General features: G+C 65.1%; 10 protein-coding genes and 1 tRNA gene. 7 read left to right on the forward strand and 4 right to left on the reverse strand.

The genetic code is table 11. From position 1 onward, the window contains the following. Together QQK63_RS13755 and QQK63_RS13760 are read right to left on the reverse strand one after the other, a co-directional pair. Positions 1-4,357: beta strand repeat-containing protein (locus tag QQK63_RS13755; RefSeq protein WP_284283228.1), on the reverse strand; the 4,357-nt coding region annotated here is incomplete at its 3' end. A gap of 718 nt (positions 4,358-5,075) precedes the next feature. Beyond that, a tRNA-Leu gene (locus tag QQK63_RS13760) sits at positions 5,076-5,159 on the reverse strand. Positions 5,160-5,335: 176 nt separating this feature from the next. Between QQK63_RS13760 and QQK63_RS13765 the strand changes: the two genes are divergently transcribed. Together QQK63_RS13765 and QQK63_RS13770 are read left to right on the forward strand one after the other, a co-directional pair. Continuing rightward, a complete protein-coding gene (locus QQK63_RS13765) occupies positions 5,336-5,968 on the forward strand; it encodes an exopolysaccharide biosynthesis protein (protein WP_277828196.1) in 633 nt (210 codons plus the stop codon). Positions 5,969-6,026: 58 nt separating this feature from the next. Then, positions 6,027-6,494, forward strand: a complete 468-nt coding sequence (locus QQK63_RS13770) for a disulfide bond formation protein B (RefSeq protein WP_277829073.1) — start codon at positions 6,027-6,029, stop codon at positions 6,492-6,494. Between the two features lie 95 nt (positions 6,495-6,589). Here the strand turns inward: QQK63_RS13770 and QQK63_RS13775 are convergent, their stop codons facing one another. Then, positions 6,590-6,859, reverse strand: coding sequence for an usg protein (locus QQK63_RS13775; RefSeq protein WP_277828198.1), 270 nt, complete (start codon positions 6,857-6,859; stop codon positions 6,590-6,592). 195 nt (positions 6,860-7,054) lie between these two features. Between QQK63_RS13775 and gyrA the strand changes: the two genes are divergently transcribed. The 4 genes from gyrA (at position 7,055) to gluQRS (ending at position 12,815) form a co-directional block, all read left to right on the forward strand. Then, the gene (gyrA, locus tag QQK63_RS13780; RefSeq protein ID WP_277828200.1) at positions 7,055-9,835 is read left to right on the forward strand and encodes a DNA gyrase subunit A; all 2,781 of its coding nucleotides are present in this window, start codon (positions 7,055-7,057) and stop codon (positions 9,833-9,835) included. A gap of 272 nt (positions 9,836-10,107) precedes the next feature. Continuing rightward, the gene (locus tag QQK63_RS13785; protein WP_277828202.1) at positions 10,108-10,485 is read left to right on the forward strand and encodes a DoxX family protein; all 378 of its coding nucleotides are present in this window, start codon (positions 10,108-10,110) and stop codon (positions 10,483-10,485) included. 77 nt (positions 10,486-10,562) lie between these two features. Further along, positions 10,563-11,930: a methylenetetrahydrofolate--tRNA-(uracil(54)-C(5))-methyltransferase (FADH(2)-oxidizing) TrmFO gene (gene trmFO, locus QQK63_RS13790; protein ID WP_277828204.1), complete on the forward strand. Its 1,368-nt coding sequence runs from the start codon at positions 10,563-10,565 to the stop codon at positions 11,928-11,930. A 27-nt stretch (positions 11,931-11,957) separates the two neighbouring features. Continuing rightward, entirely contained in the window at positions 11,958-12,815 is an 858-nt protein-coding gene (gene gluQRS / locus QQK63_RS13795; protein ID WP_277828206.1) for a tRNA glutamyl-Q(34) synthetase GluQRS, read from the forward strand. A gap of 142 nt (positions 12,816-12,957) precedes the next feature. Here gluQRS and hisI read toward each other — a convergent pair whose 3' ends face one another. Next, positions 12,958-13,326 carry a phosphoribosyl-AMP cyclohydrolase gene (hisI, locus tag QQK63_RS13800; RefSeq protein ID WP_277828208.1) on the reverse strand — a complete coding sequence of 123 codons (369 nt, stop codon included), beginning with the start codon at positions 13,324-13,326 and terminating at the stop codon, positions 12,958-12,960. A 67-nt stretch (positions 13,327-13,393) separates the two neighbouring features. On the opposite strand from hisI, the gene QQK63_RS13805 reads away from it, so the two are divergent. Beyond that, positions 13,394-13,849 (forward strand): iron-sulfur cluster assembly scaffold protein, encoded by a 456-nt coding sequence (locus tag QQK63_RS13805; RefSeq protein ID WP_277828210.1) that lies wholly within the window; start codon positions 13,394-13,396, stop codon positions 13,847-13,849. The last annotated feature ends 382 nt before the right edge of the window (positions 13,850-14,231 follow it).

Raw genomic sequence — 14,231 nt, forward strand, 5'->3', positions numbered from 1 at the left:
CCGCGCCCGCATCCACATCGATCGGACCGGTCGAGGCCCCGCCGTCGATCACGTCGTCGCCGGACCCCGTCAGGACCTTCTCGATCTCGTCGAAGGTGATGTCCGGCGTCCCGTCGGCATCCAGACCGTCGACCGTCCCGCTCTCGGGATCGGTGCCAAGGATCACCGACAGATCGCCCGCCTCGTCGGACAGGTCGAGCACATCGCCCGCATCCCCGTTCTCCGGACCCGCCGGGAACCCGTCCGTCCCGTCGCGCCCGCCATCCAGCGTGACATCGACATCCGTCGCCGGATCGGTCGGATCGAGCGTGAACACATCGTCCCCGTCGCCGCCCGCAGCCACATCGCCGCCGCCGACCGCGATATCGTCATCGCCATCGCCACCGTCGAGCGTGTCATCCCCCGCACCGCCCGCAAGCGTGTCGGAGCCCGCGCCGCCCAGGATATCATCCGCACCGGCGCCGCCCGCGATCTCGTCATCGCCGAGACCACCGGCCAGCACATCGTCGCCCGCGCCACCCGCGATCACATCATCGCCCGTGCCGCCGTCGACCGTGTCGTCGCCCGCGCCCGCGTCGATCGTATCGTCGCCGCCATTGCCTTCGATCACGTCGTTCAGACCATCCGGCCCGTCGATCGTGTCACCCTCGGCATCGGCATAGCCCGGCCCCATGACCTCCCCGGCCTCAAGACCATCCACGACCCCATCGGGCACGACTTCGGGCGGCGGCAGAAGCAGCGATTCGATCTCGGTGAAGGTCACGAGGCGCACGGCCCCGGTGTCGTCGATCACCTCGACGCTGCCCGAAACGGAATTCCCATCCGGGTCGTTCGTCGTCACCAGGTTGCGGTAGGCCGCGTAATCGCGCAGGTCGAGCGTGTCGTTGTCGAGACCCGTGCTGCCGCCGTCGACGACGATCCCGGTGCCGGTGCCGCCCAGTGCGTCCAGCGCATCCGCGTCGATGACGATGCTGTCAGCGCCCGCGCCGCCCGTGATCCGGTCGCCCGAACCGCCGGTGATCACGTCATCGCCGTCGCCGCCGTCAATCGTATCATTGCCCGCATCCCCGGACAGGACATCGTCGCCGCCCTCGCCCAGCAGAACGTCATCGCCCGCGCCGCCCGACAGCGTGTCGTCGCTGCTTGCGAGGAACTGCTCGGTCAGGGACACGTTGTCGAGCAAGGGGCCAAAGGCCGAACTCTGTCCCGCGATCTCCCGGAATTCGAGCCGGTCAAGGCCGCTGCCCGACACGGTATAGGTGTAGGTCTGCCAGCTGTTGGTCGCGGGCGTGATCGTGTCGATCAGCTGGCCGCCGAACCAGACCTGCACGCTGTCGGTGCCTCCGTCCACGCGCTGCTGGGCCTCGAAACTGAGCGTCAGCGTGCTGCCCGCGGTCGTGGTGACATCTTGGTAGATGTTGTCCACGGCAGAATCGGCGTCGATCTCGGCCCAGTTGGTGCCGTCCGCCGCCGTGTTGCCGTCCAACCCGTTGCCCTGAACCTCGATGATGCCGCTGTTCGACAACCAGCCGTCCAGCGATCCATTCGACAGATACGTGAAATTGCCGTCGGCGATACCGGCCTCGAACGATCCGTTCGTCACCAGGTTGGGGCCATCGGTCAATTGCTCCGACCCGCCGACGAGGCTGTCATTGCCCGACCCACCTGTGATCAGATCGTCGCCCGCGCCACCCAGCAGCGTGTCGTCATCCGCGCCACCGTCGAGCACGTCATCCCCGCCCTCGCCCAGAAGCACGTCATCGCCCGCGCCGCCCGACAACGTGTCGTCGCTGCTTGCGAGGAACCGCTCGGTCAGGGACACGTTGTCGAGCAAGGGGCCGGCGAAACTGTTCTCCGCCGCCAATTCACGGAATTCGAGCCGGTCGAGGCCGCTGCCCGACACGGTATAGGTGTAGGTCTGCCAGCTGTTGGTCGCGGGCGTGATCGTGTCGATCAGCTGGCCGCCGAACCAGACCTGCACACTGTCGGTGCCGCCGGCCACGCGCTGCTGGGCCTCGAAACTGAGCGTCAGCGTGCTGCCCGCGGGCGTGGTGACATCTTGATAGATGTTGTCCACGGCAGAATCGGCGTCGATCTCGGCCCAGTTGGTGCCGTCCGCCGCCGTGTTGCCGTCCACCCCGTTGGCCTGAACCTCGATGATGCCGCTGTTCGACAACCAGCCGTCCAGCGATCCATTCGACACGTACCTGAAATGGCCGTTGGCGATACCGGCCTCGAACGATCCGTTCGTCACCAGGTTGGGGCTATCGACCAGCTGCTCCGACCCGCCGACGAGGCTGTCATTGCCCGCGCCACCGTGGAGCTGGTCGTCGCCCGCGCCACCCAGCAGCGTGTCGTTGCCCGCATCGCCCATCAGCGTGTCGAGCCCGCGATTGCCAAGGATCAGGTCGTCGCCATCGCCGCCCGACAGGAAATCATCCCCGGTCGTCTCGCCGTTCACATAGGTGAAATTCGCGCCGTCGATCGTGCCGAAGTTCAGGCCGGAATTGAACGCCCGCGCCGTCATCGTGAAGGTGACGGAGCTGGTCGGCCCGAAGATCGTCGCCACCTGCGAGATGGGATCATCGGGGTTGCCCACGTCTTGCGTGCCCGAGGCGCTCGCCGTCATCGAACCGTTGTTGAACGACACGGCCACGCTGCTGTTGGGCGCGACGCCGACATCCAGAAGGCTGGGATCACTGATCGTGATGATCTCGGCCCCGCCATTGGAATCGAGATCCCCAAAGACGATGCCCGGTTGCAGGACCACCGGCGCGCCGGTCACCGTGTTGAAGAATTCGAAGCGGAAGGTCGCGGACTGACCCTGCATCGCGTTGTTGTTGTTGCCGTTCAACAGGATCTCGGCGCCGTTGTCCTGAGCCAGATCGACCTGCAGATGGCTCGACGTCTTGGACACCAGCACCAGCCGCGCGGAAACCTGCGTGCCGTCATCCAGCGTGGCGACATTGTCGTAGATCACGCTCGACCCGGCCACTGCCGCGTTCGGCCCGGCGGTTTCGCTGCCCGCCCGCACCGAGGAGAAATTGATCGCGACCGCGTCCAGCCCGCTCAGCGCGCCCGAGGCGGCGACGGGGCTGTCGCCAAAGATCGTGTCGTTGCCCGCATCGCCGAAAATCGTGTCGTCGCCCGCATCGCCGGCGATGAAATCATTGCCCGGCCCGCCCGTGGGCACGGTGGTCGTCACCGAGCCATCCGTGTAGCTGGTGGCGAGCGAGCTGTAGTTCACCTCGGGCGTGGTGTCCGTGCGCGCGATGAACGTATAGGTCTCGCTGGTGTCGATCGGCGCATCCGAAACGAAACCGACCACGTCATTGCCGTCCAGTTCGACGACATAGATGTTGATGATGTCGCCCGACGAGGACTGCAGCGAATAGGAATATTCCGGCGTCAAACGCTCGCCCGCCGCGCCGAAAATACCGTTCAGCGTGGTTCCCGATGCCAGGACCTGGCTGGTGTCGCCATCGTCGAACCGGCTGTCGTTGTCGTTCAGACCCACGGTCTTGGGCGTTGCCCCCGCGACAAAGCGCAGGGTCGACCCGCCCACGTCATCCTCACCCGTGGCGCTGTTCTCGAACGGATTGTCGTTGCCCGGCGCGTTCACCACCGTCACTTGCGACAGATCCCAGACAAAGACCGTCCGGTTCGCACCCGCCACCGGGGTCAGCGTCACCACGCTGGGCACGGAATCGAGGCTTCCACTGTCGCCCGAGATCACGTCGTCGCCTGCGTTCCCGCGCAGGAAATCGTCGCCCGCATTGCCCAGGATCGTGTCGTTTCCGGTTCCGGCGTCCACCCGGTCGGCGCCGCTGCCTGCGTCCACCACGTCATTGCCGCCACCCGAAATGATCGTGTCGTTTCCGGCATTGGCAAAGATCGTGTCGTTGCCATCGGTGATCCGGTCACCCTGCGCATCGGTGTAGCCGACCGGCATGACCTCTCCACTCGCCGCACCATCGACCGCGCCGTCGTTGTAATTGCCGTAGACCACGTCGACATGAAGCTGCTGTTGGCCGGTTGAGACGGTCACAAGGTCTGTAACGCCATTCGCATTCGCATCGCTGTCCAGCAGCGGATCGCCAACGTCGATCGGAGCGATGGTCTGGCCCGAAATCTCGGTCGGCACGCGGATCAGGTAGGAGCCTTGGGGCAGGTTGGCGAAGGTATAGCGCCCCGAGGCATCCGTGGAGGTCGTGGCAAGGACCACACCGTCGGACCGCAGCAACTGGACCTGGATGCCCGCGAAACCGGTTTCGAGCCCGCCGCCCGCCGCGACCTCGGTATAGTCGCGGTTGGAGTCCGTCACGAGACGTCCAGAAATGATCGCGGTATTCGTCATCGTTACTCTCCCGATCGCGGGCCCTTGCGCGGACCCCGGGTCCGACAGGCGGACCAGCTGATTTCTTACACGACAATCGGGCGATGACGTGGCGCTGTGGCGGCACGCTCAACGGCTTTGAACGGACGGGGCTCGGCTGTTTCGTGCGCACACGAAATCGCCCGGTGCGGGGCATGACGCATCCCGTACCGACGTGCTTGGAGGCGGTCTACGGACCGGCACACCACACACATACCCCCGCCGCTATTCGCGCAGGTCGAGCGGCCGCCCCCGGCCTATGCAGACATCGCCCCCCAGTCGGGCTGCACCCTGTGTATCCGGAATCCGGGCCCTACAAAAAGCGCAAAATTTGATCTGTTCCCTCCGAAGGGTGCCATGCAGCGCCTTGTTTCCACATGATTTCATCTTTCTTCGCATCTTGACCCTAGGTCAGCAAATCGCCCGCTGCCCGAGGGAATTCGCGATAAATCCTTGGTTATTCAAGGCTCTCCAAGAGATAATGCCGTTAACTTTGGATAGTATTTGATCCATCTCTGGGGACGCATTGTTGCCGCTGCGAGAACAATGAACAGGGTCAAACTGGAAACACTCTGTTCCCGACTTGTCCGGACCAGAGGGGTCAACCCGGCTGCAAACCTGCCCGAAAGGACAGGTCAGGCCACGAATGGCCCCGCCACCCCGCGAATCGCGCGGGGGTTGCATGACAGTGATTTGGCGCTGGTACCCGAGGCCGGACTCGAACCGGCAAGCCTTGCGGCGGCGGATTTTGAATCCGCTGCGTCTACCATTCCGCCACTCGGGCAATGTTCGTCCGATTACCGAACTCGCCTTGCTCCGTCCAGCCCGAATCCTTGCTGCATTGCACCCGTGCGCGCCGAACCGCGCCCCCATGTGCGCTGGCGGGCGCAGCGCGGGTTTGCTACCCATCCCCCGACTCGAAGCGCCCGCCCGCTTCCCCCCCGACGAGGAGCCGGGCCGATGCCTGCCCCCCTGCCCGAAACCAACCCGGACGAGCAGCCGATCACCATCTCCCGGCGCCTCGACGACTTGGCCCGCGACGCGCAAGGCACGGCCGTGACGCTCGACTGGATCATGGCGCAACTCCATGAACGCGCCTTTGGCCTCTTCTTGCTCGTTCTGGCGCTGCCCTGCTGCATTCCCTTTCTCTACGGGATACCCCAGATCGTGGCCCTGCCGCTCGTGTTCGTCTCGGCCCAGATCCTCATGGGGCGCAAGATGCCATGGCTGCCGGGCCGCCTCGGCGCGCGGCAGGTCCCGGCCGCCAGCCTGCAGAAACTGGCCGATCGCGCCGGGCCATGGCTACGCCGGATCGAGGCGGTCAGCCGCCCGCGCCTCGCCGCCCTCACCCGCCGCCCATTGGACCAGATCGTCGGCGTCGCCCTCGTGGTCTTCAGCGCTTCGATCCTCGTGCCGCTGCCGGGCACCAATACCGTGCCCGGTATCGCCGTTGTGATCGTGGCCATGGGCCTGTTGCAGCGCGACGGCATCCTCGTCATCCTCGGCACGATCCTCGGCACCGCCTGGATCGCAACGCTGCTGATCGCGGGCGCGACACTGGCAAGCCTGCTCAAGGGCTGGCTGGGCCTCTGATGGGCCGGGATTCCGAAAGGCTGGAGTTTTGAAAGATCTGACGCAGACCAAGTTTCTGATGGCCCTCGCCGGCGCCGGTTCGGCGGCGCTGCTTCTGGGCGCCTTCGGGTTTCAGCATATCGGCGGCCTCGCGCCCTGCGCGATGTGCCTGTGGCAGCGCTGGCCCCATGCCGTGGCCATCGCGCTGGCCGCCGTGGGCCTTGCCGTGCCCCACGCGATCGTCGCCGTGGCCGGCGCACTCTCCATGCTGACGGGTGCGGGCATCGCGCTCCTGCACACCGGGGTGGAACGCGAGTGGTGGACCCTCAACCTCGCCTGCACCGGCGGCGGCGAGGATCTGGGCGCGATGGATGTGACCGCCCTTCTCGACCCAACCCAAGGGTCGGGCATCGTCCTGTGCACCGAGGTCGCATGGTCGTTCCTCGGCCTGTCGATGGCCTCGTGGAACGGGCTGGCCAGCCTCGCCATTGCGGCGCTCTGGATCGCCGCCGCGTGGTCCGTCTGGTCTTCGTCAAAAAAGGCCTAAACCCCCGTCACGGCGGCAACACGTTCTTTACCTTTCACGCGCCATGGCAGGGTTTCCTTAATCTTCGCCCTGATCCGGCAAGGATGCGTTAACCGCTAGTGATAGGTGAATTCCCCCGTGACGTTGCGCCATTCGCCGGGCGAAATCAGCTTGCGATGGACGAACCGCACCGAATGAAGCGGACCTTCGATCTTGTCCTGCCAGAACTCGATGAAGTCGAAAAGCCGCGGATAATCCGGCGCAAGATCATAGTCCTGCCAGACGAACGTGTTGAGAACATTACGATAATCGGGCATCCGGTAGATCATCTCGGCGGTGGTCAGCCCGTATCCCTTCAGCATCAGCTCGGTCTCGGTCGGTTTCATGGGCACCTCTGATGTTGCCTCTTCCACGACTCAAGGATGCCGAAGACCTGTTAAAAATCAACGAAAACAATCTGTTGGCACTCCGCTCCCGGTGCTGCCAGTTCATCCCGCCCTCCGGCATTGCACCCCATATCCGGGGAGCCTATACTGCGCCCCAACAACATATAGCGATCAGCAGCAGAACAGGCGGACAGCGTGAGCGACACCCCGGAACCCCCTGAGAACGATCAAGAAATCGCGCCGGAACGCGCGCCGCATCACGGCCCGTCGATCGACATCGCGGCCGAGATGAAGACCTCGTTCCTCGATTACGCGATGTCGGTGATCATCTCCCGCGCGATCCCCGATCTGCGCGACGGGCTGAAGCCCGTGCATAGGCGTATCCTTTTCGCCATGCATGAGACTGGAAACACTCACGAAAAAGCCTACCGCAAATCCGCCCGCCCCGTCGGCGACGTGATGGGCCAGTACCATCCCCACGGCGACTCGGCGATTTACGACGCGCTCGTCCGCATGGCGCAGCCCTTTTCCATGTCTCTGCCGCTGCTCGACGGTCAGGGCAATTTCGGCTCCATGGACGGCGACAACCCCGCGGCCATGCGCTACACCGAAGTGCGGATGGACAAGCCCGCCGCCTATCTCCTTGCCGATATCGACAAGGAAACCGTTGATTTCCAAGACAATTACGACGGAAAGCAGCAAGAGCCCACGGTTCTTCCCGCCCGCTTCCCCAACATGCTCGTCAATGGCGCGGGCGGCATCGCGGTGGGTATGGCGACCAATATCCCGCCCCACAACCTCGGCGAAGTCATCGACGCCTGTCAGGCTCTGATCGTCAATCCGGACCTCTCTTCGGAAGAGCTCATCGAATATATCCCCGCGCCCGATTTCCCGACCGGCGGCCTGATCCTCGGCCGCTCCGGGGCTCGCAAAGCCTATCTGGAGGGACGCGGCAGCGTCATCATCCGCGCCAAGACCCATGTCGAGGAAATCCGCAAGGACCGCTACGCCATCGTCATCGACGAAATCCCCTACCAGGTGAACAAGGCCTCCATGATCGAGCGGATCGCGGATCTTGTGCGCGAGAAAAAACTCGAGGGAATCTCGGGTGTTGCCGACGAAAGCGACCGGATCGGCGTCCGCGTGGTGATCGAGCTCAAGCGTGACGCCACGCCCGAGGTGGTGCTGAACCAGCTGTTCCGCTTCACCCAGATGCAGACCTCCTTCGGCTGCAACATGCTGGCCTTGAACGGCGGCCGCCCCGAGCAACTCACGCTGCGCGGCTTTCTCACCGCCTTCCTCGACTTCCGCGAAGAGGTGGTGGCCCGTCGCACGGCCTTCGAACTGCGAAAGGCGCGCGACCGCGCCCACGTCCTCTGCGGTCTGGCCGTCGCGGTCTCGAACGTGGACGAAGTTGTGCGTACCATCCGCGCCTCCGCCGATGCAGGCGAGGCGCGCGAGAAACTGATGACCCGGCGCTGGCCCGCCGAGGAAATCCTGCCCTTCATCAAGCTGATCGACGATCCGACCCATACCGCGAACGAGGACGGCACCTACAACCTGTCCGAAGTTCAGGCCCGCGCCATCCTCGACCTGCGCCTTCAGCGCCTGACGCAGCTGGGCGTCAAGGAAGTGACGGACGAGCTTGAGGAACTGGCGGGCAAGATCAAGGATTACCTCGCCATCCTCGCCTCGCGCGAACGTATCCTCGAAATCATCTCGACGGAACTTGCTGAAGTCAAAGACCTTTTCGCCGTTCCCCGCCGGACCGAGATCACCGAATGGTCCGGCGACATGGACGACGAGGATCTGATCGAACGCGAGGATATGGTCGTCACCATCACGCAGGGCGGCTATATCAAACGCACGCCCTTGGCCGAATTCCGCGCCCAGAAACGGGGCGGCAAGGGTCTGGCGGGCGGCGCGCTCAAGGATGACGACGTCGTCACCTCGCTCTTCGTCGCGAACACCCACACGCCGCTCCTGGTCTTCACGACCAGCGGCATGGTCTACAAGCTCAAGACTTGGCGCCTGCCCCTTGGCTCCCGCGCCTCGCGCGGCAAGGCCATCGTCAATATCCTGCCCATCGAGATCGGCACCGGCATCGCCGCCGTCATGCCGGTCGACCGGGACGAGGCGCATTGGGACGAATTGCAGATCGTCTTCGCCACCAGCGAGGGCGAGGTGCGCCGCAACGCACTGTCGGATTTCACCAATGTCATGCGCAACGGCAAGATCGCGATGAAACTGCCCGAGGATGGCTCGGTCAGCCTCGTCAACGCGCGCATCTGTTCCGAGAGCGATGACGTGATGCTGGTGACGGCGCTTGGCCGCGCGATCCGCTTCCCCACAACCGATGTCCGCGTCTTCAAAGGCCGCGACAGCACCGGTGTGCGCGGCATCCGCCTCGCCTCGGGCGACCGCGTGGTCTCCATGGCCGTGATCCGCCATTTCGACGCCGAAGCGCAGGAACGGGCCGCCTATCTCAAGCAGCGCCGCCTGATGGCCGGTGCGCCCGAGGAAGAGATCGAGATCGACGAGGACGAGGAAACCGTGGCCGAGGGGCAGCTTTCCCCCGAACGCTACGCCGAGATGTCGGCGGCCGAGGATCTGATCCTGACCATCACGTCGGGCGGTTCGGGCAAACTCTCGTCCAGCCACGATTACCCCGTGCGCGGGCGTGGCGGCCAAGGCGTCATGGCGATGGACAAGGCCATGCGCGGCGGTGCGCTGGTGGCCTCCTTCCCGGTCGAACTCAGCGACCAGATCATGCTCGCCACCTCGACAGGGCAATCCATCCGCGTCCCGGTCGATGGCATCTCCTTCCGCTCGCGCAGCGCGGGCGGGGTCAAGGTCTTCAACACCGGCAAGGGTGAAGTGGTCGTTTCCGTCGCCTGGATCGCCGATCAGGGCGACAGCGAGACCGAGGGCAGCGCCGAGGGCCCCGCCCCAGACAGCCCCGCGGACGAGGCGTGACCGACGACGGGGTGCCCCGCGCATCCCGTCGCAGCCCTTCCACGACAACGCGTCAGCCCTGAACCGCGCCAAGGCAGATAGGGCTGTGACACGCCTGTCGCGTCATTGACATGGGCCGCGCGCTGCAGGTGTCCTGATCGGCCCACCTCTGCATTGGCGCACAGCGTCCATGCAAAACCTCTCATTTCTGTGCGGCTCAACCTCGGGTATCTCCCCGGTATCGCGGCGCACGACAGTGTGGCGCCGCATGGTTCAGGGATAGGAAACCAGTGATGCAAATGTTGACCACCTTCGGCCCGCTCGTCGGCCGCGTTCTGATCGGCGTGCTTTTCCTGCTTGCAGGGCTTGGCAAGCTCGGCGATGTGCAGGGCTTTTCGGGCTATCTCGCTTCGGGCGGCCTTCCCGCAGTTTTGGCTTGGCCCGCCGTCATCTTCGAAATCGTCGTGGGCGTCCTTCTGATCGTGGGCTACCAGACCCGGATCGTTGCGATCCTCGTCGCGGCCTTCTCGATCGCCGCGGGCCTGCTCTACCATTTCGCCCCGGCCGATCAGATGCAGATGGCCATGTTCCTCAAGAACCTCGCCATTGCGGGCGGCGTCCTGATGTTCGCCATCCACGGCCCGGGCCGCTACGCGCTCGACAAAGCCTGACGTCGAAGGTCGGGTCCCGGATCGGGGCGGCCCAGCCGCCCCTTTCCTTGTCCGGCCAAAACGCCTAGATCTCGGCCATGTCACACACGCTCCATATCATCGGCGGCGGCATGGCCGGGTCCGAAGCCGCCTGGCAGGCCGCCAATGCCGGCATCTCCGTCATTCTCCACGAAATGCGCCCCGCGGTCGGCACCTTCGCCCATCGCACCGGGTCGCTTGCGGAAATGGTCTGTTCCAATTCCTTCCGCTCCGATGACCACGAACAGAATGCCGTGGGCCTTCTGCACTGGGAAATGCGGACGGCAGGATCGATCATCATGGACACGGCCTATGCCCATCGCCTGCCCGCAGGTGGTGCGCTCGCCGTAGACCGCGATCCCTTCGCCGAAGCCGTGACCGCGAAACTCCGCGCGCATCCCAACATCACGGTCGTGGGCGAGGAAATCACCGCCCTGCCCGACGGCCCCACGATCATCGCGACAGGGCCGCTCACCTCCGGCGCGCTCGCCAATGCCATCGCCGCCGAGACGGGACAAGATGCGCTGGCCTTCTTCGACGCCATCGCCCCCATCGTCTATGCCGATACGATCGACATGACGATCGCTTGGGAACAATCCCGCTACGACAAGGGCGAAACGCGCGAGGAACAGCGCGCCTACATCAACTGCCCGATGACGAGGGACGAATACGAGGCCTTCATCGACGCGCTTCTTGCCGCCGACAAGACCGAGTTCCATGAGGGCGAGACGGCCGGTTATTTCGACGGCTGCCTGCCGATCGAGGTCATGGCGGAACGCGGCCGCGAAACGTTGCGGCACGGGCCGATGAAACCCGTGGGCCTGACCAATCCGCACAACCCCACGGTCAAGCCTTGGGCGGTGGTGCAGCTGCGCCGCGACAATGCGCTCGGCACGCTCTACAATATCGTGGGCTTCCAGACCAAGATGAAGTACGGCGCGCAAACCACTGTTTTCAAGATGATTCCCGGGTTACAGGATGCCAGTTTCGCGCGGCTGGGCGGCATCCACCGCAACACCTTCATCAATTCGCCGACCCTGCTCGACGACCAGATGCGCCTGCGCTCGCGGCCCAATATCCGCTTCGCAGGCCAGATCACCGGGGTGGAGGGCTATGTCGAATCCGCCGCCATGGGCCTGCTTGCGGGCCGTCTGGCGGCTGCCGAGCTCAAGGGCGAAGCGCTGCCCCCCGTGCCGCAGGAAACGGCCATGGGCGCGCTGGTCCATCACATCACCGGCGGGGCGGAGGCCAAGACCTTCCAGCCGATGAACGTGAATTTCGGCCTCTTCCCCCCGGTCGACGGGCTGAAATCCGGGCGGCGTGGCCGCAAGGACCGCTACAAGGCCTATACCGACCGCGCCAAGGCGGCATGGACAGCGTGGCTGGGACGCGAGGCTGAAGCGCCGCCTTCCTCCTCCGCTGCATAAGGTCGGGGCGGAAGTGATTGTTCCGACATGACGTTCCGAACCCGCTTTGCCCCATCCCCCACCGGCCCCCTGCATCTCGGCCATGCCTATTCCGCGATCCTCGCCCATGACATGGCGCGGGCTGCGGGTGGCCTATTCCTCCTCCGGATCGAGGATATCGACCGCGACCGCTCCAAACCCGAATGGGAGGCCCTGATCCCCGAGGATCTCACCTGGCTCGGCCTGACATGGGATGAAGCCCCGATCCGCCAATCCGACCGGCGCGACAGCTACGATGCGGCGCTTGACGCGCTCTGGGCGCGCGGTCTTCTCTACCCCTGCAGCTGCACAAGACGCGACATCGCCGAAGCGCTCACCGCCCCGCAAGAAGGGGCCGCGCCCGCCATCGGCCCCGATGGTCCGGTCTATCCCGGCACCTGCCGCACCAAACCCCGGACAGGCCCCCGGCCACGCGACGCCCATCTGCGCCTCGACATCGCAGCCGCGCTTGCCGCCATCGGCCCGCCCGCGCCCCATTTCACCGAAACCGGCCCCGATCACGCCGGCACGATCACGACCGCGCCCGAAACCTACCTGGGCGGCATCGGCGACATCGTGCTCGCCCGGCGCGATTTCGGCACCTCCTACCATCTCTCGGTCGTGCTGGACGACGCCGCACAGCACATCACCCATGTGACCCGCGGCGCGGACCTGTTCGAGGCGACGCGCATTCACGTCCTCCTTCAGCGCCTCCTCGCCCTGTCCACGCCCATCTACCACCACCACCGCCTGATCCGGGACGACGCGGGCAAACGGCTTGCCAAACGCGACGATGCCCGCGCGATCCGCCTCTACCGCGCGGAAGGCGCCACGCAGGAGGATATCCGCCGCAGGATCGGCATCTGACCCTTCTCTGTTTCAAAAATATCCCGGGGGAGTCGCCACAGGCGACGGGGGCAGAGCCCCTTTCTTGAAGCCAACGGGCAGAGCCCCCTTCTTGAAGCCAACGGGCAGAGCCCCCTTTTTCCAAAGCCCACAGGCAAAGCCCCTATTCGGGCCGCATCAACTCCACCTCGGCCCCATCTTGGACCGCCGTGTAGAAACAGCTGCGCCGGTTGGTGTGGCACGCAGGTCCTGTCTGGCGCACCAGCGCCAGCAGGCAATCGCGGTCGCAATCGATCCGCAACGCGACCAAGTCCTGCACATGGCCCGAGCTTTCGCCCTTGACCCAGAAGGCACCCCGCGACCGGCTCCAATAGGTGACGCGCCTCGTCTCCAGCGTGCGCGCCACGGCCGCCGCGTTCATCCACGCGAGCATCAGCACCTCGCCCGTCGCCGCCTCCTGCGCGATGCACGGGATCAGGCCATTGGCATCATATGTCAGGCTTGCGGGGTCAAATTCGGGCTGGTCAGTCATGGCATCGGTCTTTGCAAACGGGAATGTCGGGGCTACCTATATGCGCAAGGCACGAAAGGCGACACCCATGTCCGGCGACACCGACCTGATCAAGCTCTATTCCCAGCGCATCCTCGCGCTCGCCGCCGACATTCCCCATGCCGGTCGGCTCGACGCCCCGCAGGCAAGCGTGCGCAAGCGCGCGCCGCTGTGCGGCTCCACGGTGACGGTCGATCTCGACATGGCGGACGGGCGCATCACCCGCTTCGGGCAAGATGTGAAGGCCTGCGCGCTCGGGCAAGCCGCTGCCAGCCTGATGGGCGCCGATATCCTTGGCCGCACCCGTGCCGAGGTCGAGGAAGCTCGCGACGCGCTGCGCGCCATGCTCAAGGACGGCGCCAGCCCGCCCGGCGCACCTTTCCACGGCTACGAGGTGTTGGAACCCGCCCGTGAGTATCGCAACCGCCACGCCTCGATCCTCCTCTCGCTCGAAGCCACCGCCGAAGCCATGGCCGAGGCCGAACAAGCCAGCGCCTGCGCCTGAGCGCCGTGCATCGGGGCCATCCGCCCCTTTTTCGTCACGACCACACCCTCAATAAAAAAAACCGCCGCACCCTTTCAGGGGCGCGGCGGCAGTCAGCGTGTCTTTGGACAGGACCAGCCCCTAGAGGCAATCGGGGTCAAAGATGGTCGGGCAAACGGCGGGGACAGTCGCCGCGCCCATGGCCCTGCCGGACCGCAGGCAGAAACGGATGTCTCAGACGAGACCGGGCAGATGAAGCAGCCCGTAAGTGAAAAGCGTCAGCGCAAGAACCCCCAGCGCATCCCCGATCAGGGTATCTCCGGAGCGGGTCAGGATCTCGGCGATGCGGTTCATGGCGGGTCTCCCTTGATCTGCGTGTTGTTGCTTTGTTCTCATACCCCGA

This window comes from Roseicyclus marinus, assembly GCF_030163795.1.
In the GTDB taxonomy this organism is placed as follows: Bacteria; Pseudomonadota; Alphaproteobacteria; order Rhodobacterales; family Rhodobacteraceae; genus Roseicyclus; species Roseicyclus marinus.

Excerpts from the sequence above, each read along its gene's own strand:
- QQK63_RS13775 (WP_277828198.1), bottom strand. The coding sequence starts at position 6,859 with ATGAAACCGACCGAGACCGAGCTGATGCTGAAGGGATACGGGCTGACC.
- gluQRS (WP_277828206.1), top strand. The coding sequence starts at position 11,958 with ATGACGTTCCGAACCCGCTTTGCCCCATCCCCCACCGGCCCCCTGCAT.
- trmFO (WP_277828204.1), top strand. The coding sequence starts at position 10,563 with ATGTCACACACGCTCCATATCATCGGCGGCGGCATGGCCGGGTCCGAA.
- hisI (WP_277828208.1), bottom strand. The coding sequence starts at position 13,326 with ATGACTGACCAGCCCGAATTTGACCCCGCAAGCCTGACATATGATGCC.
- QQK63_RS13770 (WP_277829073.1), top strand. The coding sequence starts at position 6,027 with ATGGCCCTCGCCGGCGCCGGTTCGGCGGCGCTGCTTCTGGGCGCCTTC.
- QQK63_RS13785 (WP_277828202.1), top strand. The coding sequence starts at position 10,108 with ATGCAAATGTTGACCACCTTCGGCCCGCTCGTCGGCCGCGTTCTGATC.
- QQK63_RS13765 (WP_277828196.1), top strand. The coding sequence starts at position 5,336 with ATGCCTGCCCCCCTGCCCGAAACCAACCCGGACGAGCAGCCGATCACC.
- QQK63_RS13805 (WP_277828210.1), top strand. The coding sequence starts at position 13,394 with ATGTCCGGCGACACCGACCTGATCAAGCTCTATTCCCAGCGCATCCTC.